Here is a 24018-nt window from a genome sequence, read left to right on the forward strand (position 1 = left end):
TTACGACGTCAGCAGCAACAGGGTGCCCCATTGAGTCTCCAGGAATTCACCGAGCCCGATTAAGGTTGGGACACTGTATTCGCCGAACCAGTGCCAGGTGAACTGTGGACCGAACCCGCTCCACATCATCGACATCATCATGTCACTCAAAACAGCTGCCTCTCCCAAAATGATGGAAGGAAGTTGATAGGCATACAGGGTCCCGATCTCGAGATCGTCGAAGGACATCAGCTTGATGAAGTAGCGGCCTGAGGCAGCCAACTCGAAACGTTCTGCGGCACCATCGGTGAGCGAGAGACCGAAGAGATTCAGCAAGTTGATGGTCTGACCAATGATCAGGCCCGTGGTTTCAGCAGGACCACCAATGATGATGTCTTCCGGAAAGCCCCCAACCCAGATGTCGAAGAGATCGACATACAGCGTGTCGCGACCAGGACCGCCATCCAGGAAGTCCGCACCAGGACCGCCCACCAGGATGTCGTTGCCACCCTGACCGAGCAGGCGGTCATTGCCATAACCACCGAAGAGCGAGTCATGACCCGAACCCCCTTCGAGGATGTCATCGCCAGCCTGACCATACAGAAGATCCTGACCGCTGCCGCCGTAGATGCGATCATCACCACCAAAGGCGTTGTTCGATTCTACCAGCAAGGTCACCCCGCCGGAATTGCGGCTGCCGCGTTGATAGGCACCCTGGTCGCCCAACAACACATCGTTGCCGGATTCTCCATCAATGAAGTCGCCACCGCGTCCACCAAAGACCACGTCATCTCCGCCACCGGCACGAATTGTGTCGGAGCCGCCCGAACCAAAGTCGGTGCTCGTGAAGGAGTCGACCACCAAATGACGGTTGTCACCTCCCGCCAACGTGGCGCGTCCGTTGTCACCCATGATGAAGTCTCTGCCATTGCCGCCACGGATGTTGTCGCCGCCCGCCCCACCGAACAGCACATCATCACCATGACCACCCACGATGGTGTCACTGTTGCCGGTATTGGGATTGTTGGTGCGCACCGAATCAAGTCGACCACCCGAATCATAATTGGCCTCGCCATTGTCGCCGAGGATCACCGAAGAATAAGGATTGTTCACCGTGTCGAGGTAATCGGCCCCTGCACCACCCATGATCAGATAGGCACCTGCGCCGCCGAAGATGCGGTCACTGCCACCGACACCCGGCGCCAGAGTAACCACCGAATTCAGGATCGAATACCCCGCAAAAGTCGTCCAGCTAACCCGGCCATTGTCGCCCAGCAGCACCCCGTTGCCGAAGCCGCTGACAATGTAGTCATCGCCCACTCCACCGATGGCAGTGTTGTTGCCGTCGCCCAGGAAGATCGCATCGTTGCCGCCGACCAACGGATTGAGGCTTTCCGCCCAATAGATGTTGCCATTTTCAAAGTAGGCATGGCCTTCATCGCCCATGACCACATCATTGCCGGAGCCGCTGGTGATCTGATCATTGCCCGCACCGCCCATGGCGAAGTTGTTGCCATTGCCGAGATCGATGAGGTCACCGGTGCCGACGCCGCTGTTCAAGGTGGTCACACTTACTGCCATTCCATTCTCAAACACCGCACGACCCTCGTCACCAAGGACGATATCGGCACCATTGCCGGTGGTGATGACATCCGCGCCAACCCCACCGATCACCACATTGCGACCGTTGCCCGCATCAATCACATCATCGTCGCCCACCCCACTGAACAGCGTCTCCGCCATGGTGATCACGCCGTTCACAAAAGTCGCCTGGCCTTCATCGCCGAGGATCATATCATCACCTTCACCGGCCAGAACCGTGTCCGAACCTGCACCGCCAATGACGGTGTTGTTGCCGTTGCCCGTCTTGATGAGATCATCATCGCCAATGCCTGAGTCGGTCGTGATCACATGCACCAACAGACCGGTGACCGGATCAAACGTCGCTTCGCCATTGTCGCCAAGGATGACATCATTGCCCTCGCCAGAGCTGATGTCGTCGGAGCCGGAGCCGCCCAAAACCGTGTTGTTGCCGTCGCCCACTTCAATGAGGTCGTCGCCCCCGCAGAAGACGTCGGAAGTCGTAATGAAGATCAGTTCGCCGGCATCATTGAAGGTCGCGTTGCCATGATCGCCAATCACCACATCACGATCCGCACCACCGGTCACCTGATCGCCTCCCGCCCCGCCCAGCACGATGTTGTCGCCATTGCCGACCAGGATGACATCGCCGCTTCCGATGCAAGGATCTGATGTCGTGATGAAAGTCAGAATGCCCAAGGCGTTGAAGGTCGCATTGCCATTGTCGCCCACCACCACATCACGGTCATCGCCGCCAACAATTCGGTCCGCACCATATCCGCCAAGGACGATGTTGTCGCCATTCGCGGATTCAATCACATCATCGCCACCAATTGTCGGCTCTGAAGTGGTGATGAACAAGAGGATGCCCGTGCTGCCAAAGGTCGCGTTGCCGTTGTCGCCAACCACCACATCGCGGTCGCTGCCACCGGTGATCTCGTCCGCACCCACACCACCCAAAACAATGTTGTCGCCATCGCCGGAGTTGATCACGTCGTTGCCTCCGATGGTTGGATCCGAAGTGGTGATGTAGATCAAAATGCCTGCATCGTTGAAGGTGGCGTTGCCGTTGTCGCCCACCACCACATCGCGGTCATCTCCGCCGTTGATTTGATCGGCACCCACTCCACCCAACACCGTATTGTCCCCGTCACCCGAGAAGATCTCATCATCACCACCAATGGTCGGCGCGGTGGTGGTGATGTAGACAAGAACGCCACTCGCATTGAAAAGCGCCTGCCCGTTGTCGCCCACAATCACATCACGATCAGCACCGCCGGTTACCTGATCCGCGCCCGCTCCAGCGATCACCGTGTTGTTGCCATCGCCCACCACGATGATGTCATCATCACCAATCGCGTGATCGGTGCTTTCAATGCGGCGCAGGATGCTCATGCCGTTGACGCTGTCGAATTCTGCAAATCCATTGTCGCCGAGCACCACATCATCCGCGTCATCTCCACCCGCCTGGATGTTGTCTTTGCCGTTGCCGCCAAGCACTGTGTCAGGTCCTTTGCCGGCTTGAATCTGATCATCGTAAGAACCGGCCACCGCCGCATCGGAGGTGCGAATGGTCAGCAACACGCCGGCATCATCAAAGGTGGCGCTGCCGTTGTCGCCCACGATCACATCGCGATCGTCGCCACCGGTGATGAAGTCGCCACCCTGACCGCCAAAGATGGTGTTGTCGCCGTTGCCCACCTTGATGGTATCCACGTCGCCAATTTCCGGTGTGATGGTCGTGATGCTCACCAGGACGCCTGCCGAGTTGAAGATCGCCAGGCCGTTGTCGCCGATCACCACATCGCGATCATTGCCACCAGTAACGTCGTCTTTGCCAAACCCACCAATCACGGTGTTGCTGCCATCGCCCACGAAAATGAGGTCATCGGCGCCGATCAACGGATCAAGAGTTTCAATGCGACGCAGAATGCTGATGCCGCCAACGCTGTCGAACTCCGCAAAGCCATTGTCGCCGAGCACCACATCCGAATCATCGCCGCCCGTGATCTGATCAGCCCCGATGCCACCCAGGACGGTGTTGTCGCCATTGCCTGCATCCATGAGGTCATCGCCGCCGATGGTGTGATCCGAGGTGGTGATCTTCGTCAACACACCCGTTGCATCGAAGGTGGCATTGCCATGGTCGCCCACCATCACATCGCGATCATTGCCACCCGTAATCACATCGGCACCGCCGCCGCCGAGAACCGTGTTGCTGCCGTTCCCGGCGAAGATGTAATCAGCCGCGCCCTTGGTAGGATCGGTCGTGGTGATGTAGGTCAACACTCCGGTGACCGGATTGAACTCGGCGCGACCATGATCGCCAAGCACCACATCATCGCCATCCGCCGTGCCCAAAGGCTGGCGCGTGACCGCGTCCACATTGATCAGATCGGAACCTGCGCCACCGAACACGATGTTGTCGCCACCACCCACATCAATGAAGTCATCTCCACCGATGTCTGGTGCAAGTGTGGTGATCGCGGTGACGATACCAGCGGCGTTGCGCGAAATGTAGCCGTTGTCACCGAGAATGACATCATCGCCCGTGCCACCGCGAATCACATCCGCACCTGCACCACCGATGATGATGTTTCCAAGTCCATCCGCACCGCCGGTGATGATGTCCACTCCGCCCAGGTCGTAGTCGGTGCTGTAAACGTCACCCACATCGCCCACGATCCTCGCATCCGCAGCCAGATTGACCACTCCGCTGTCGCCGAGAATGATCTTGCCGCCCAATGGTGCGTTGATGATGTCGCCTTTTGCACCACCCATGATGATGTCGGCACCGGAACCGCCTGCAATCGTGTCCACGCCGCCGATGGTCGGCGCGATGGTGTAAACGCGGGTGATAATCGACAGATGATTGCGTTCCACCACGCCGTTGTCACCGAGGATGATGTCGTCGCCCGTGCCACCAGTAATGTTGTCGTTGCCAGCACCACCAAGGATGATGTTGCCCACGCCATCCGCACCACCAATGATGATGTCGTCATCGCCAAGATCAGGATCAGTGGAGAACACATCATTCGTCGCACCGACCGCCGTTCCACCAAGGTTGGCTTCACCGTGATCGCCGAGAATGATCTTGCCGCCCACCTGAGCGGTGATGGTGTCTTTGCCCGCGCCACCGAAGATCACATCGCGACCCGCATCGCCATCGATCCGGTCGTCGCCACCAATCATGGGCAGTCGGGTGGCCGCGCGCCGGACTTGATTTAATCCGCCATCGGTCTGCAAGAATGGCACATACAAACGGCTCAGTGAATCGGTGCTGCGCTCAAGCAGGCCAATGCCGAGGCGGGTGACCAGTTCCCCACTCGTGTTGAAGTATTCGACCACGCCATGATCACCAAAAAGCATGTCGTCACCTCGACCACCTTCGATCGTGTCTTTGCCAGCACCGCCGAAGACGATCAGCGAGCGTGTTGAAGTATCGCCATAGAAGAAGTCATCCCCATCACCGAGGTTCACGGCGACATCGCCGTTAGTGTCGGCATCAAGATTGACGGTCACCGTGTCGTTCCCGCGGCCCGTGTTCAGAATGGTGATGTTGCGGAAGTCCGGGCGATGCGCCGTGCCATCAATGGTGAAGGTATCGTTGTTATTGCCCAGGTTGATCTCCGTGACCTCAACGTTGTGATAAGTGATGCCACCCTCGAAATAACGGGAATCAGGCAACCCGGGAACTCCATAGTCCAGCGTCAGTCCGCCGCCCATGTTCAGGCCGGAGAGATTTTTGAATTCGTTGATACGGGCCAGAATGTCGGCCACCACAACTCCATACTCTGCCGCGATGCCGGACGCGTTGACCGGATTGCCCAAGCGACCGCTGTCAGCCGACTGACTGCCGTGATTAAAAACATGAATGGTATCCACCACCACACCGGACTCGATAACGTTGATGGTTGGCAACGGCACATCCACCTCAGTCGGCAGCCTGACACCTGGACGAAGCGTGCGATCCTGGCCCGGCATCACATCGCCTTCAATCAGCAACGGCCCCTGAATTCGCGACGTGGTGTTGGGTTGTGGCGGGAAGGCATGAATCGACTGGGTGCCCACCACGGCAGGCGCGTTGGGATTCACACTGAGCTTCACCATGAACGGATCATTCCAGTTGGTCGCATCAAAGGTCACCGTGGAGACGGTGGCATTCTGATTGAGCTGACCACTGGTGATGGTTCCGCCCGCCGCGCCGACGCCTGCCAGTTTCAGTTTGCTTGCCGACTGCGCTCCGGCGGCGTCTTCCACCTTGAACTGCGCGGCCCCGCTGGTGTGGTCGATCACCGAAAGCAGATGCGTATTGACGTCGAAGGTCATCGTCACCTTGCCCGCATTGCCGGTGGCGGTGTTTACCCGCTCGAGCACATCTCCCAGCGTCACCACACCATCGAGATTCACGCCAAAGCTCGAACCATCGCGGGTGAAGAAACTCAAATCGGCCGCCGCCGTGCCATTGGTGGAGAGCAGGAAGTCATCCGAGCCCACCCCAAGGCGGGTGCTCAAGGAAATGCCCAAAGGCACGTTGGTGGCGAAGCGTGGGTCAGCCGGATCAAATGCGGAAACCAGCGTGTTGCCATCGGTGCGGATCACCACCGTGACCGTTGAGGTCGGCGCTTTGGTCAGTTCAATCGTGTAATAATCTGGTGTGGTTTCGGTGACATTGGTGCCGCCATCAGGATTGCCCGAAGCATCCACTGGCGTCACGATGATGCCGCCGGTGTTTTTGTCAGTGATCTCCACCGTGATGCGTGCCTCATCCACGGCACCGACATAAGCGCCGTTGCCTGCCGAAGACGAGATGGTGTGGACGATACGACCAACCAGGAAGCGGTTTTGCCCATCGTCCGTGGCACTCACTCTTACCACAAAAGGATCATTCCAGTTGGATTCATTGAAGGTGACGGTGTTGCCGGAAATACGACCAGCCTGATTCAACAACGCCGCAGCAAAAGTCAGATAACCATCGGGATTGTTCAGAATCACCGTGACGGTTTCGCCCACATTCGGTTTGCCGGTCAGTGAGATCTGATAAGTCGTTCCGGCGCTTCCTTCGACAATCTCCAAGGTCGTTGAAGGTTTGGTCACCACCAGACCTGGCTTGTCATTGTCGATCAAACGAACTTCCACCGGCGCGATGTCTTTGCGATCAAAGGCCGCGTTGTTGCTGGAGATGGAATGCAGGATCGAGATGGTCTGCTCGCCTTCGATCACCGTGTCATCCACTGCCTTCACATAGATGGTCTGCGTGCGGCTCCAGGCATCCGCGTCCATGCCTGCTTTGGTGGAGTCAAATACCAGCACCAGTTCGGAGTAGAAGTTCACACCATCCAGGGAGACCAGCACCGAACCGCCATTGGGCAGGAACTTCGAACTCGCCAGTGCCGCTGCCACGGTGAGATATACCACGGTGGGTTGTGCCGGTGCATTGGCCGACATGTGCAGCGTGTAGGAATCGGCATCAGAGATCCCTGACCCCGGCTCGCCCACGATCGTGCCATTGCCGCTTGGGGTGACCACCACCACACCGGTCGATCCGTTCGACACCGTGGCCGGGATGCCGGAAGCAAACACGCCGTCGAATGCCGGATCATTGCTGAACAAGCTGTGGTTGATGACACTGGCGCGGCCTTCGGTCGAAGCCGCGACTACGGGCGAAGTCACATCACCCGCCACATAGAAGGTATCGCTGCCCGCGCCACCAATCAGTGTGGTGATCAGATCGGAATGCGTGCTGAGCACATAAAAATGGTCATCGCCCTCCATGCCATCGACTTGCAACTTCTGAACCGACTTGAAGCTGACGTTCAGTCCGGCACCGATCACGCCGTCCTTGGTAATCACAAACACATCCGCCGCTTCGGTGCCGATCACCACCAACGTGTTGGTGCCTGCGCCACCGTCGATGCCAACCGGAGCATTCATGTTGTATTCGACCAGGTCATCGCCATCGCCACCGCTCACCTGTGTGTCGCTGGAGGAAATGTGGTTGGTGCCTTTGAGGCGGAAAGCGCGAACCACAAAGTGATCATTGCCGTCTTCACCATAGAGCTTCAGGGTCGCCTTGTTGCTGAACACGTTGAAGGTGTCATCATCGTCTCCTCCAAGAGCCACGGTGGCAAAACTGATCCCGCGACTGATGAAGCCAAGCGTGGTTTCGATGGTGGCGATCTCATCTCCCGGAGCGACCATGTCAGGCGCTTCGCGTTCCGCTCCAAACACCTGACCAAACAGGAAGAAATCTTTGCCATTGCCGCCGTCCAACGTGGTGATCGCGCTGTTGTCATCGACATAGAATCGATCATCTCCATTGGCTCCGTTGATGCGCAGCACGTTGATGGAATCATCATAGTTGATGCGCTCATATTCCGCTCCGAACAATGTCGTGGTTCCAGCCGGTGGAGCCAGCACAAACAGCGCACCCGTCGTCGAGGCGATGTCCGGCAACACGGTGCCTGAGGTGAACGCCAGACTGATCCAGGCGCTGCCATTCCATTCATAAACACCTGCGGCGAAGGAAGGCGATTGATTGACCGTCAATCGGAACACCGCGCCCACCCCGGCACCGGTTCCGGGAAGCGCGGTGCCTGTTGCCGACTCCTGCACCACCCAGCGCGAGCCGTCCCAGCGATAAACATTGTTCCAGGCCTGCATTGCTGCGACGAATCCGGCGCGCACCAGGAACACGTCGCTCGCGGAAGTGCCGTTGATGGTCAGCACATCGGCACCATCGTTCTCCGCACCGCTGTCATGGATGCTGATGAGAATGTCTTCAGCGGCAGAGGTGTTGATCACATAATGATCGGCTCCACCCTGACCATCGACATCGACCCGGTTGCGAACTTGTGGATTTTCGTGGCCATTCGCCAAGGAGGCAGCACCCGTCACACCCGGCAGGAATTTGTGCGCCATATCCAGCGAAGGCAGTCGATCCAGGGTTATGAGATCTTCACCGGCTCCACCCCAGATGCGGAAGTGACCGACTATTGCTTCCGGACGCATGGTGATGACATCCGCCGCAGCACCACCATAGATGTCCGTCGTCACGGCGGCCAGCGAACCTTCAAGCAAGATCTCCACCGAAGTGCCCGAACCTGCGGCTCTTATTTCCATCGTGGTGCCCGCAATCAACTGACTGCCAGCGGACAGGAAGAAATTGTTTCCAGAACGCAAGGTCATCGAAGTGCCCGCTTCCAATCGCGACCCGCCGATGACACGGATATCGCCACTGGCGAGTGCGGTCATACTGGTGCCCGCGCTGAGTTTCGCCTTATCCACCGTGATGGAGGCAGGTGCAGTTCCCTGAGGCTCGGCTTTGTTAAAGTCGGCTTCGAGGTGAATCGCGGAGGTGGCGTCCAGTTCCACGTTTTGCTCCAGCACCAAGGCATCGCCTGCCAGCAAGGTGATGGAACCTTCCACCGTGTAGATCACCACATCGCCATCCATCAATCCCGTGGCGGTGCCAATGGTGATGGTGTTGTTGGCTGCGTTGATCTGGGAACCATCGAACTTCGCGTATTTCGGATCGGTTCCATGCTCCGTGGAAAGCGTAATGAAGTGCAGCAGCGCCGCGTTGGCCGGGGCGTTGAGGTCGATCACATTGCCGTTGGCACCGAGCAATTGAATCACACCAGCACTGACCACCTTCGCGGTGTAGGTGTGGCCTGAAGCAAGGTTCGACAACGGTGTGCCGACCGCACCCGTGGTGATCAGTTTGATGCCGTCCAGCACCCGCAGGAAGTCCGCGGTTGGATCGAGGCCGTCTTTCGAAATGATGAGGATCTGATCTTTCGCCAGGATGTTCTGGCTGACGGTGACCGGGCTTTGCGCGGTGAAGATGACCGAACCACCGGCTTCAAATCCAGCCGGTGCATTGCCCGCCGCGCCACCAGCCACACCGCCAATGGTGACCGCTCCGGTGTTTTGAATAAACAGGCTGCCCGTGGTGGCCTTGCCTTTGATGTTGCCCGTGCGGGTGGTGATCGGATTGCTCTGGCTGCCGATGTTGTCGCGTGCAAACAACCACAAGCTGCCGGAGATGGCATTGTCACCGCCGGGGTTGCCATTGTAAATGCTGCCCACTGCATTGGTGATGAACGCCGTCGAACCGGCACCAGCCGTCACCACGTTGAGCCAGAGATCACCGGAGGTCTCCATCAGGTAGGTATGATCCGCACTGGTCGATGTCAGCAGTCCCAGCACGTTGGCATTGCTATGGTCGCTGTTGATGTCGAGGTCGTTGTTGAGTGCGCCGATGGAGCCGAGCAGGGCGGTCAGCGTGATGTGATTGCCCACCACATTGGCACCCAAACGTGGACCGGTGGTGATGTCGCCCGCTGCGTTCGGATTGGCAGGATTGTAGAAGACTGGCGCGGTTGGATTGACCACATCGACGGCATCCAGGATGGAAAGCTGGGCCTTCAAATCGACATCGCCGGTTTTGGAAAGGACGATGCGCAGATTCATGTTACCTGCAGTTTCAGCAATCCAAATGCTGCCTTCAGCAACGGCGGTCAGCGTGCCGGAATCATCCACGTCCACTTCCAGATAATCCGGCTGACCGCCGCCGGTTCCGCCTTCACCAATGTTGCCGCCCGCCTTCAGTTCGACCAACATGCCTTTGATTTTCGTGAACCCATTATTAAGGGCATCAATGATCGAACCGTCGGCTTCCAGGTGGACCGTGCCGGTTCTTGAATAGACACTTTCGATCTCCATGTTCCCGGCGGTGTTCCCGGTGACATGTTCGGAAACATAAATGTCGCCCATGGCCCGCGCGGTCAAAGTGCCACCGGCATAGAGGTTGGTCAGGAACGGCGTGGTGTGGGATCCAATCGAACCAAGCGCTGACTCCAGGATGGTGTTGCCGCCGATGATGTTGGCCACTCCGGCAGGGCCAATGTTGATGATGCTCAACGCACTCTTGATGCGCACGCTGCCAGGATTGGACTGGGTTCCTGCGGTGACTTGTCCGACTCTCAGATCACTGTCCAAACCATTCTGCGCGGCCGAACCAAGGAACACATGGCTGCTGGCGTTGACGTTGATAACGCCGGTGGCGTTGATGTTCACGTCATCGTTCTGCTCGATCACGATCGCCGTGAGGGTTGGGCTGACACCACGGGTGAAGCTGAGCGTGGTGGCGGTGGTTTCAGTGATGACCTTGTCGCGGGTGGACAGCGTCAGCACGGAGGCAGTAACGTCAGCGACCGTGAAGTATTCGTCATCCGAAGCATTGGCGGAGCTGCCCGCGATGCGCACCAGCGATCCAACCACATAACCATCCGCGAGCCAGCTTCCGGCCGTGCGGGTGATGGTGTCGGCTTTGCGGGTGCCGTCGTTGTTGTAGCCGTTGTAGTTGAAGGTGACCGCGACCTGTTTGGCGTCGCCCTGCGCGGCGAACAGCGGATCCAGCACGATCGGCAGAATCGTCACCGCGCGACCGGCTTCAGCGACCAGCACATCGCCGGACACCAGAGTGATGGTGTCGCCGGTGACATCGAAGATCGTGTAATAAGCCAGCCCCTGCGTGGCGTTGCCGGTGGCACCGTTGACCTTGATGGTCATGCCCGCCATCAGACCGCTCCAGGCACTGCCGTTGGCGGTGCGGATGGTGGCTTTGTTGTTGCCGTTGGCGGCGTTGAAATGAACCGTGGTATTGATCGGAGCACCACCGAGGAAGGAAACATCCGCGCGTTCCGCAGCGGCCATGGCAATGATTTCCGCATCGGTAAACACGTGTCCATCAAGCAGGATGGTCAACGGAGCGGTGGTGTTGCCAGCCTGACCGTTGGCGATGATGAGTGTCACATCCGTGGCGACGATGTTGGCCGACTCGGCATCCACGCGGGTGCTGGTGACGGATTTCAGTAAACCTGCGCCGACAAGGCGGGTCAGTTCATCTTCGGTCCACACCTTGATGCTGGCCCGGATTTCCTGTTTCTTCGTGGTGGAAGCCTGATACTGGAAGGAGGCGTCGTAAGTGGAGGGCAGGCTGCCACCGAAATAATTGGTGAACTCATCCTTCAGCACCTTGTATTGAACCGTGCGGGCATTTTCAATCGTCGTGATGGCATTCGCGATCTCGGTCACCGACAGGCCCTGTCCGGCATAGAAGGTCTCGTAATATTCACGCTCTACGGTAGTAAGTCCCACCTTGTCCGCCACGGAATCATAACTGGTGTGGAACTGCCAGAAGGTGCGGTATTCCTGGGTCTTGCCCGCTTCGTAAGCGCTGATGATGGAGAGAATTTTGTTCTCCGCCGCACCGGTGTAGACGAGGTTGCCATTGGCATCCCTGGTGTAGTTGGTGAGCGAGAGTGAACCCCACACGCCTTCTTTGAGTTCGTTGTAGGAACGCTCGTCACGAACGCGGGCGCTGTTGGCATCGATCAATGATCCGCTGTCCACCCGAATCCAAACCGTGCCGGTGGTGATGATCTGGTTGACCAGCAGGTTGCCGGTGCTTTCGCGGATGAAGATGTTGCCCTTGGCATTGATGGTGACATCCAAAACGTTGGTCGTCAAAGCACCCGATGGAAGCACGCCTGAATTGATCACCAGCGGACGGGAGGTGTCATTGCCCACCCCGCCGGCCAGAGCAGTGAGGTTGATCTTGCCACCGGTGACCGTGCCGCCATACCAGGTGCTGCTGTTTTGCTGGGCGACCTTGATTGCGCCATCCGCCTTCAGCACCACCGTGCCGCCGTTGGTGGCTTCGATGTTGTCCACAAGGAGGTCGCCCGCCGTTTCGGTGAGATAGATGCCGCCGTTGGTGGAAACCGCTTTCAGGCTTGGACGGGTGGTAACTTCGGACCACTTGGAAGTGTCAGTATAAGTGGCGGAACTAAGATCCACCGAAGCTGGTCCACCAAGATAACGGTAGTATTTGTCGTTGTGTTTCACCACGTCCTGGGTGGTGGCGAGCACTTCAGACCACTGCGATTTGTCGAAGTAGTTGGCCGAGGCGAGATTGAGGGTCGCGGCGTTGCCAACATAACGATAGACGCTGCCGCGTTTGCCAAGATTGACGCCATGAGAATCGGCAACCCGCACAGTGGCATACTTGATGAGGGCCGTGCTGCCGGCGTTCGAAGCAAAGTCATGCTGCGGCGTGTTGAGGAAGACATTGCCCGCCGTGCTCAGGAACTGATGCGCCATGTCGGTGACATTGGTTTTCAGCGGATTGGTGGCGGAACCGATGTCGCCGCCTGCTTTCAAATCGATGCGGCGTCCGCTGATCGAAGCATCGCCACCCACGGCGGTGATGGAACCGTTGGTGTGAATGGTGGTGATGCCGGTGGGGTTGGCGATCGCACCATTGATCTGCACACCGCCACCGTTTTCGGACTTGATCGTGATCGCGCCTTCCTGTGCGCCGATGAAGTTAATGTTGATGGTTTTCGCCGCAGCGACGGAATGGGTGTGCATCACCGACTGACCAACGACCTGTTGATAATCGCTGATGTAAACGTGGCTACCATACCAGGTCCAGTAATCCGTGTGATACACCAGCTGCACACCCGAGTCACTGTTGTTCACCGTGGTCTGTTTGTAATTGTAAGGATCGGTGCCGCTGGTGGCTCCGCTGGCATCGGCGGCGGTCGAAACATATTTGTAGTAATAAGGACCGCTGCCGGCATAACGTGGGGTGCCCTGCACCTCAATGGAATCCCAAGCGATGTTTTCGGTCTGGAACACGTCAGGAATAAAGCCGCCCCATGAACCGGATTTGAAACGCTTTTTCTTGATGAGGTTTTGCTGAACCTCTGTGGTCCAGCCATAACGCCAGCCGGTGGCTGGATTGTAAACGTGGCTGTAACCGTTCAACAAGGTGGTGGTTCCGCTGTGGCTGGCACTGCTGGAGCCATTGGTGGAAAGGGTAACTCCGGTCGGCGTCCACTGGTAGATGGAGGTGTAAGGGACGTTGGTGTTGACCGGATCTTTGGTTCCTGTAGAGGGCGAACCACCTGCCTTGTCATAAATCACCAGGGTGCCTGCTCCACGTTGCGAAGCATCCAGGCGGTTCACCATCAAATTCTTCGCGGTGTTGTTGGTGATGTTGATGGTGGCATAACCACCCAGGATGCGGAGCTCGCCCGTGCCGGTGTTGACGACATTGCCGAAGAGTTCCACATGTCCGCCGCTGGCACGAAGCTCATCGATTTCGAAACGGTTCTCGATGGTGTTAAAGTAGACGGAGAAACCAGGATAGGCTTTCGACACACGGCTCAGGTAGAGGCGACCCGCCTGACCGGCATTGATCATCGATTGAGCTTCGGCAAGGGCCAGACCGTTGTCGAGCACCAGCGTGTAAGTGTCGCGACCGCTTTGCACCACGCCATTGATGTTGATGAACTCGGCCTCAATGTGGATGCGATCGCCGTAGAGATTGTAGTTGGCGACGTTGTTGAAGGCCACGCCATAAGCGTCACGGATGAGAAGATGGTTGGCGCGGATCAGGTTGACGCCGGTGGTGTTGGCCACGGCGTAAGTGCGCACATCCTGGGCGAGGGTGATGCCGTTGAACAACCAGCCGGCCGCCAGGAGTGGCGTTCCAAAGTTATACAAGCCGTAGCCAAGCACGATGTCATTGAGGGCATCCACCAAAGCGGACTCGCGCTGGAACAGGCTGGCGGTGCGATCCTGAAGAAGCTCTTTGGTATCGGCGTCGATGCGGCTCCAGATATGTTGCGAAAGACGATCTGAACCGGCCACCAAGCGGGAAATGATCGCATCGAAGTCTCTGATGTCAGTGATGCTGAAAAGAATACCAACCGTGGAACCCATCGCGAGATTCCAGGCGGTGGAACCTTCGGTAGCAGGAGTAACCCCCGGAGCGGTGGCCGTGCCCGCACCATAGGTGCCGGTGGTGGCAGGTCCAAGCAGGCTGGCAGGTTCACCACCGACGGCATAACTGGTCAGGCCGCTGACGTAAACATCGCCACCGGCAATCACCGTAAGGTTTTTCGCGCGCACGGCGCCGAGAATGTTGATGCTGGCGGTGCCGCTGGTGTGGGTTTCGAGGAGCACATTGCCAAGATCGTTGTAAAGACCGAGACCGCCTTGATCAGGTCCCAGCACGGTGATGTTCGGCCATGGATAATTGCCGCCGCTGGAAGGCGTCACGGTATTGACGTTGAGGGTGTTTTTGACGCTGATCTGCGGCGTGTTCGAACCGGTGGCCAGAGCGGGAACGGTGAACAAGGCGGTGCGTGCCATCATGAGGTTGTCCACGCCGTCGTAGTTGTTGGCGTTGTCCGCGTTGGCCTGCATCACGTTGATGCCGTTGACGTCGGCCCGACTGCTTATCAGGTTGCCGTTGAAGAACAGTCCCATCACCACGGAAGGAATGGTGATGCCTTTCAGTTCGATGAAGAACGGCGTGTTGTTGATGATCTCCACCGTGATGTCGCTTGGCGCGATGAACTCACCAGTGCCAGACAACTGATCGGCATTCACTTCAATCCGACCGCCCTGTGCCCAGATCGGATCAATCGTCACCACCAGCACCTCGCGGGTGGCGAAGAACTCATCATAACTGGTGCCGTTCCACACCAGGGTGCGCTGGCCATTGGCGGTCAATTCGGCTTCGAGACGCGCAATCTCAGTTTCGTAGAAGGACTTCAGCGTCGCGTTTTTGTTGCCGAATTGGGCCAGCACAACGCGCGCCTGCCGAAGCTGCTGAACCTGATTGCTTTCAAGCTGCTTGATGCTGGTGGTGAAGGTGATGCCCGGGCTGGCGGTGTATCCCGTGATCTGGCCGGTCACATCATTCCAACTGCTCAACACCAATGATTGTTCACGCGCGATGCCGGTTTCCACCGTGCCGTTCATTTCGACAAATCCCTGCACTTCCGCCAGCACGCGACCCGCATAAGCTTCCGCATTGTTGCCGCCGAGCGCATCGCCGATGGCACTCACCCAGCTGACCGTTTTCGCTTTGCCGACCATGGAGCCGATGGCGTCCTTGCCAGCGAAAAGCGAAGCCTGACGCGCGGTTTGCAGCAAAGCGTGATCGCCAATGGTGATGAAGTTTTGCGCAAACAGGTAGGCGTTGGCATTCACGTCGGAAATCGGAATCACCGATCCTGCAAAGCCGTCCCAGCGGGCTTCGATTTTGTATTGGTCTGCGGCCACCACCAGATCGGCTTCCGGTCCGCGACCCGCGCTCAGATTGAGATCTCCAAAAGCACGCAACTGCGTGGCCGTGGCCAACGAAGTGCCGGTTTCAATCAGGATGGAATTGACCGGAGTGATGCGAACTTCGGCCTCACCCAGAGCGACCGTCGCGGCACCAAAAGTTTCGGCAGAAACCGTGACCTTCACATCGGTTTGGGAACGGGCCGACAGATCAAGTGCTCCGGGACTGAGCAACTTCGCGCCTGCGCCGATGCGAACGATGGCTTCCATCAGGTCGGTGACGAACAGGGCATCGGCTCCAGCACCCGCGAGCGCGCCGGCGGTCAGGAAGGCCAGGGTATCCACCGCGTTGATGATGTTCAGCGCCTTGAGTTTGAAGACCCGATCATTGGAAACGATGCCAATCACCTCAAGCTTCGCACCTGCCCCGATCGAAATCTCGGTGGAAAGCCTCACGCGGGTTTCACTGTTGGCACCCGCCGCGCTGACAAGTCCGCCAGTGGTTCCGTAAACGTTGTCGAGCCCGCCATCCAAGGCAGGTTTGTCGATTCGATTGGTAGCCGTGATGTCAATGCCGCGCGCCTTGATGTCTGCCCCGATCCCGACGCTCACGTCGACACTGGAATCCACACGATTGTCAATTTCAGCACCCGACCCGGAAAGGAACCCATAGGCATCGGTTCCAACACGCGTGTTAAAAATGTTCTGGTGGGTGGCGGTCAATACCAGCTGACCAGTGCCACGGGTGGTGAGATCGATGTTCCTGGTCGACGAACCGGAACCAATCCCGGCGAGCGTGGCGCTGTTGCCGCTGGTCGTGGGCCGAGCCGCAGCGACTCCCACCACGCCACCGGCACCCGCACGAGTTTCGGCGTAGTTGTTGTCGACGCCGGAAGCGGTGATGCTCAGGGTTGATCCGGTGAGCTTCACGCGATTGCCGAAATAACTCTTCGTGCTGCTGTTGGAATTGGCGGTGGCATTGGTAGCCCCCACTGCGACCAAACCGCCGACGGCCACGCTACTGGAATTGGCGGACTGCCGGGTGTTGTTCGAAGCGGAAATCAACGTCGCGCCCTGGATGGTCAGCGTGCTGTCGTCGAGCACATAACTTCTCACCACGCTGGTGTTGGTGGAGGTGGTGACGGTTGCATCGATTCCGATCAGCAATCCACCTGTGGATCCGGTGGCGGTGGCATGGGCCGAAATGCCGGAGGTCGGCAGCGATTGAAGCGCAATGACCGTCAGGCTGTTGGCGTTGATCGTGCCACCAATGTAAGCGGCCACCGTCGAAATATCGGTGCCTGCTTGCGGACCGATGTTGGCGTTTGATTTGGAAACTCCAATGGCGAGGCCGGTGCTGACGTTGAGGCTGGCGGCAATGGCTTCGGCTTTCGGTTTTGCCTCGGCGGTGATCATGATGCTGCGCGCGCCAATCGTTCCGGAGGTCGTGGCGAAAGCTTCTACGCGAGGATAAACCGCAGCGTTGGCCACCGATCCACCTGCCGCGATGGCAATGACGCCCACCGCCACCGAGGTGGACTGCACCTCCGATTTCGCGCTGGATTCATTGCTGGCCGAGATGTTCAGGTCGCCATCAATGGTGAGGGTGCTGCCCGTGACAAAAGCGCGGGTGGTGCTGATGATCGTGCTGTTGGCCTCCGCACCGCCACCGGCTAGGGTCAGCCCGGAGATGCTGAAGTTGACGGAAACGGCGGCCGCCTGCGAAGTGGTGGTGACGGTAGCCGACTCGATCGCGGTGATGGTCAAATCTCCGGCCGTGGTCGTCAGGGTGGAATTTTGGACATAAGCCTCAACCACGTTTTTGACACTGCTGCTCGACACCGCGACGCCAATTGAAATCGAGTTGGCTGAAATCCCCACTGCGGCAGCGACGGAAGCGGCCCCGCCTTTGGAAGTGCTGATCGAAGTGTCTTTAGCGAGCAGGCTGATTCCACCCGCCAGCGAAGTGATGCCCGTGCCGCGACTTTGATCAATGAAGGCACTGACGTTCGTGGCGATTTTGTTGTGAACGCCCACACCAGCGCCGGAAGCCGCAAGTCCGCCGCCGCCAAGTGCCACTGCCACCGCGGTGCTCTCGACCTCGGCTTCGATCTTGGCATCCTCGATCGCCGAGAGAACGATGGAACCTTTCGCCAGCGCCTGCACATTGGTCATGCTGGCCGTCACGGTGGTCGCTTGTTCCGTCCCGTTCGCGAGATAACCGATGTTGTTGGTGGCGGTGGAACCACCGATCGCAATGCCCGCCGCCACCGCGCCCACACCGAGAGCTGCAGCGATCGATTCCACTTTGGCGGTGATCGTCGTTTCGTCCGTGGCGGTAAGAGTGATGTTCCGAGCGCTGGAGATGATGGCGTCTTGAATCCGGGCGCTGGTTTTGGTGAGGATGATGTTGGTGGCATCGGCCCCGGCGCCGCTCACGCCCACTCCACCCGTGCCGCCGCCAACCGCCACACTGGCCGCGACCGCTTTGGCATCAATGGTGGCTTTCTCGGTGGAGGTCAGAGTGATGTCGCCTGGTTGAACTTTGGTCCACAGCGCCGTGTCGGTATAATCTTCACGACGCAGATCACGGCTGCCCGCAGCACCGATGTATTGATAAGTCGCGCCCGCTTCACCACCGATTTTCTTCCAGTTGGCGGTGTTGCCATATTCCTGACGTGAGAGATCGAGCGAACCATTGGCCCCGACATACACATAAGTCGCGCCCGCATCGCCGCTGACTTTGGCCCAGCGGGCTGTGTTGGTGTAATCCTGGGCGTTGATGTCGAACGTTTCGGAGACCGTGGCCGAAACAATGAAACGATAGATCGATCCGCCATTGACCTGCACAAAGGTGCCATAAGAAACCGTCCTTGAATTGACACCGGTTGTGGTCGCCTGAAGTGCGGCAATTGCGTAGTCGGAGCCCAGCTTCACGGTTTGGCCCTGGGCGATCGTCACGATTTTCTTGCCCGTGCCGTCCACCGTTGAAGTGAAATCGCCAGCCGCGTAGTTTGCATCCAACCGAACGCGATCACCGACGCGGAGCAAGGTCGAACCATCCAAGGAAGATTTGCCGGGTTCCGTGCTGACACCGAGCAATACACCCGATGCCGGAGCGTTTTTGATGTAGGTCTCGACTTCGTTGCTAACCGTGTTCTCCGCAAGTCCGACTCCAATCGAGACCGCAACGCCCGCTTTGCCGAAAGCTGCCGCGATGGAGACCGCACCGACTCTCGCCGTAATGAAGGATTCATCCGAAGCGGTCAGGGAAACCGAGGCTGCACGAATGCCTGTTGTGCCCACTCCGTCAATGTAAGCCCGGACCAATGCCGCGCTTTTGTTGATGGCCGAAGCACCGGCTCCGCTCACGCCCACTCCGACCGTGGCACCAGCAGCGATGGCCACTGACCCGGAACCCACCAGGGAATCAATCGTCAAAGTGGAAGTGGCGGTCTGCGTAAGGTTGCCACGGGCATCAATGCTAGAATTTAGCACATAAGCCTGAACCTCCACCGGAACCCGGTTGCCGCTGAGGTCGTAACCCAGATGGTTGCGCGCCAGCGAAGCGCCGATAGAAGCGCCCACCCCACCGGCTGCACCGATACCCACGCCGACGGAAGCCGCCATCACGATGGCATCAATGTCGGAATCATTGGTGGCTTCAAGCGTCACATGACGGGCGGCAACGATGGTGCTGCTTTCAATGAACGCGTTGGTTTTGGTAAGAATGACGTTGGTCGATTCCGCACCTGCGCCGGAGATGCCCGCAGAGTTGGTTCCAAAAGAGGCGGCCAGCGAAGCAGCGAAGGCGGTGGTGGTGATGGTGTTGTCACTCTTCGCGTGGATCCAGATATCGCCATCGGTCGTGCTGGTGGTGGTCACGCCATTACCACCGGCATTTTTGATGTAGGCGAGCGCCTCGCTGCTGATGGTGTTGCGTGCAAGGCCAACGCCGATCGAAATCGAAACATCGATTCCTTTGTTGCCCAACGCCGCCGCAATTGAAACCGCTCCGGCTTCTGCCGTGATCGTCGTCGTATCTTCCGCCTGGTATTCAATGCGGGAGGCCGTGATGCCGTTGACAAACGCATTCGAAGTTTGCGAGACCCCATCGGCAAACGCATGAGCGAGCAGGGCCACCCGGTTTTCGGCATGCACACCTGATCCGCTCAAGGCCAGACCGCTGCCGCCCACCGTAATGCCAAGCGAACCGGCACCGACCCGCGCGTCAATTGTTGCATCCGCCACCGCCGAAACCTTGAGGGCACCGCCCGCCGTGATAGTGGAGTTCAGGCTATAAGCGCGCACCTGATTGCCAATCCGGTCGCCATCGCTGTTGTAGCCGATGTAGTTGTCCGAAATGGCTGCACCGATGGACAACGCACCGCCGGACACCGCCACTACCACTGCCGTGATGTCGGAAATATCGGAGGAGGACAACGTCACACTGCCGCCGGCGTTCACGCGGCTGTTGTCGAGATAAGCATTGGTATTGCCGAGCAGCACGTTGGTCGATTCTGCGCCCGCACCACTAAGAGCGACCGCGACTTGCGAACCTGCGGCAACAGCCACCGAAGCGGCAACCGACAGCGCCGTCACGGAGCGTTCGACCTCAGCCGTGACCGAAGTGCTCGTTGCCGAACTCACATCCGCGCTGAGCACATTGGCGGTGACGTTGCTGGTGATGTAGTTGCGGGCCAGGGAAACTCCGATGGCCACGCTGCCTGAGGCCGGACTGCCGGTGGCAACCGCAATGGCAGCTCCAACGGAACGTGCGATGATTTCCGAGGTGTCGCTGGCGCTAACCTCTATGGAACCAGACGTGCTGCGAATCGGTGCCAGATCATTCGCAGCGCCACGGCGACGATTTTTGATGGAAGCACTGGTGTTGCTGTTGATGGTGTTCAGCGTGCTTGCACCTGTGGCCGCCACATTGACCGCACCGCCACCCGTCGGACTGGACACCGCCACCGCCGCACCCAATGAAAGTGCCCAGATGCTTGATCCGGTGTTGTTGGCCACCACGCGAATATCACCACCAGCCACCACGCTCATGCCATCGATGTAAGCGGACGTGGTGGCATTGATGCTGTTCTCGGAGACCGAAACGCCGAAGGCGGCACCGACCGGTTTTTTCAAATTGATGGCGAGTCCGAAGCCACCGGAGAAAGCACGGATGGCCGCCCCGTTCACTGCCGACACCAACACCGCCGGATTGGACGTGCTGCTCGCGGTCAACGATCCAGTGCCGCTGATGTAAGCTTCCACCGTGTTGCGGATGCGGTTGATGGCAACGGAAGCACCCAACGCAAAATTGCCAGCCGCCGAACCTGCCACACTGACATTGAGGATGCTGGAGGTGCTCGTGGCGCTGACTTCAACCTGACCCACATTGATCGTGCCGCTGATGTTCTCGATGGCGGCCCGCACGATGTTGCCCAAGGTGGAGGTGTCGTTGTAAGGATCGTTGCCAATATAGGTGTAGGAAATCGAAGCGCCGATGGCACCCGATGCGCCCTTGGCTCCGATACCCGCGACAGAGATGGCGCCGGTGATCGTGTTGATGGTGGAAGAGTCGCTGGCCAGAACGCTCAACTTGTTGCCCGCATAAATCTCCGCGCCGTTGTAGCGCGAGGCATCGGTGTTGAGGTTGCCGATGTTGGCGATGCGCGCTTCGACCAGATTGTGGATCCAGTTGAGCGAAACAGAACCTGCGCCTGCAATGTCCGCTGCTCCGCCACCGCTCACGGCCATCGCGGCAATCTGCGCATCCAACCCGGGAGGAAGAGCGACAGGCCGCGCAAACTTGGCTTCCACCGTGAGATCGGTTCCTGCAAACACGACTGAGTTGTCGATGGAAGCGCGGATGGTGCTGCCGATGTCATTCACGGCGAAGGCGAGTCCAACGCCCGCTTTGCCACCGACACTGGCGGAGATGAAACCGGCGAGCGTGGCAATGGAGCTGGTGTCAAATGCCCCTACCGAAACGCTGGTTGCTGCCTCGACATCCGAAGAGGATCTGATGTAAGCGTCGACCTGGTTTTTGATGATGTTCACCGCGATGGAACCACCGGCAGCGATGCCGCTGGCACCACTCGCTCCCGCACCGCCGATCACCACATTGATGATGCGCGAAGTTTCGGAGGCTTTGACGGTGACGGCACCGGTCAGCGATTGAACTTTCGCATTCTCGATACCGGCCTGAATCACATTGCGAACGTCTGCCAATCCGACCGATGCGCCAATCGCGATGGCCCCTGGTCCGCTGAGTCCGATGGCGATGGCGCCGGTGCCCATGTTCACATGCGACGTGTCTTCGGCCAGCACGCTGATGCCGCCGCCGGCAACGATGGCATTGGAACCGGTGATGTTGGCGATGTGTGCATCCACACTCATGCGGATGAAGCTCAGACTCACTGCTCCAGCGCCTGCGATTTTCGTTCCGCCAGCTCCGGCGGCGGTGACCGCGACGATTTGTGCACCAATGGCAACGGGCAACGGCAGAAGGGTGCCGCCTGCCGAGATGACGCTTGGTTTGACGATGAAACGATGATTGGAACCCGCACCGGCTGACAACAGCTCGATGTATTTTGGCGTGTCCAACAGCGCATCGTCACTGCTGGCGGCTAGACGGATGCGATCAGAACCGACCACAATGACAAAGTAGGTTTGACCGTCGACCAGTCCGCCAAGGTTGGTGCCGCCACCGTTTTTGTAGATGACCGCGTCCCCGGTGTTGAGGCCGTGACCGGAACCGAGGTTGATGCTACTGGCGTTGTTGTTGTGAATGGTGACCGCACTGGACGATGGATCAAAACTCAATCCGCTGCTCACAAGTGCGGTGAGGCTGTGATCGACACCAACGCCGCCCGAAACGGTGATGAAGGTGGAAGTCGCGGTTGGATCGGAGAGCCGGATGGTGTTGCCATCGACCACCGTCACATAATAGACTTTGCCGTCGATGAGGTTGGCCAAACGATCCGCCGCGTTGATGCCGCTGTGATAAACCACGAACTGACCGGTGGCGAACTTGTGTTCTTTACCGAGGTTGATCTGGTTGCCGGTGATGACGAGATCAGCCGGTTTGAATGAGATCCGCGTGTCCGCATTGATGGCGAAGATCTGGTCGGTGCCTGCGCTGCCTTTGGACGTCAGTTCAATGCCGATGCCTGCAAACGCGTCTTCCTGAGTGGCCGCGAGCTTGATGGTGTTGGCATCCAGGACAATGACATAATAAGTGGTGTTGGTGGTCAGTCCACCGATGGCGGTGCCCCCATTTTTGTAAGCCACCTGCTGACCGGTGGTCAATCCATGAGCGGTGGCGAAGCGAATGCTGTCGGCAAAGAAGCTCGCTTGGGAACCTGGTGCGAAAACGATGTTGGAAACTTCCAGAGGCCCGAGATCATCCAGCGTGGCAGGATCGCGATAACCCGCCAGGACTTGCACCCGCCCACCGGCTTCGACATCGGAAGAATCTATGTAGGCACGAACGCCGCTGCGGACATTGGTGTCGCCATCGGCGGCGGAAGGCAGCGGCATGCCGGCTGGACCGTTGAGAAAAGAAATAACATTCGGATCAGGCGAAACGCCGCCGGACATCTGATTTTGAATGGTGCCGCCGACGTAGTTATAAGCAATCGAGCCGCCAATGGCGATTCCATTGCTGGCTCCGGCTCCGGCCAATGCAACCACATACATGGTGGCGGCTTCGGAAGCACTGACCAACACATCACCGACCGTTGCGGTGATAATGGAACCCATGATGTGCGCATCCACCGCATTGGCGATGGAGTTGATCGTGATGGTGCCTGCGCCATTGATGCTGCCTGCCCCGCCTGATCCCGCACCCGCCGCGCCGATGGCAACCATCAAAGGAGTGGAAATCGCCCGCACCGAGATGTTGCCGGAATTGGAAGTCACCGTCGAAGAACCAATGTAAGCGGTGATGCCGTTGCTAACCCGGTTGTAGCTGATCGAAGCGCCAATGGCACCTCTGCCTGCCAGTGCCACGCTGATGCCACCGGTGAAGCTGTCCACTTCCGACTTATCTTCCGCAAGAAGCTCCACATTGCCTCCTGCCGTGACGGTCGAACTGGATTGGATGGAAGCTTCCACCGTGGTAACGATCACATTGGAAGCCACGGAACCTGCGCCAGTGAACTTCGCCTGACCAGTGGAAACGGCGACCCCAAGGGCGATGCCGATAATTTCAGGGCGGGAACTGGCGGTGAGACTGACTTTGCCGGTCGTGGCCGTGACCCGCGAGGATGAGATGATGCTGCGGGAAGTATTGGTGATGGTATT

General features: G+C 58.5%; 1 protein-coding gene (cut by a window edge). It reads right to left on the reverse strand.

Translation table 11 applies throughout. The annotated features are described in order from the left end of the window. Nucleotides 1-24018: the 3' portion of a calcium-binding protein gene (locus FEM03_RS04230; RefSeq protein ID WP_138084942.1), read on the reverse strand. 7668 nt of this gene lie beyond the right edge of the window; the window shows 24018 of its 31686 coding nt (coding positions 7669-31686); its start codon lies beyond the right edge, outside the window; its stop codon occupies nt 1-3.

Origin of the sequence: Phragmitibacter flavus (genome assembly GCF_005780165.1) — a bacterium.
GTDB classification, from domain to species: domain Bacteria; phylum Verrucomicrobiota; class Verrucomicrobiia; order Verrucomicrobiales; family Verrucomicrobiaceae; genus Phragmitibacter; species Phragmitibacter flavus.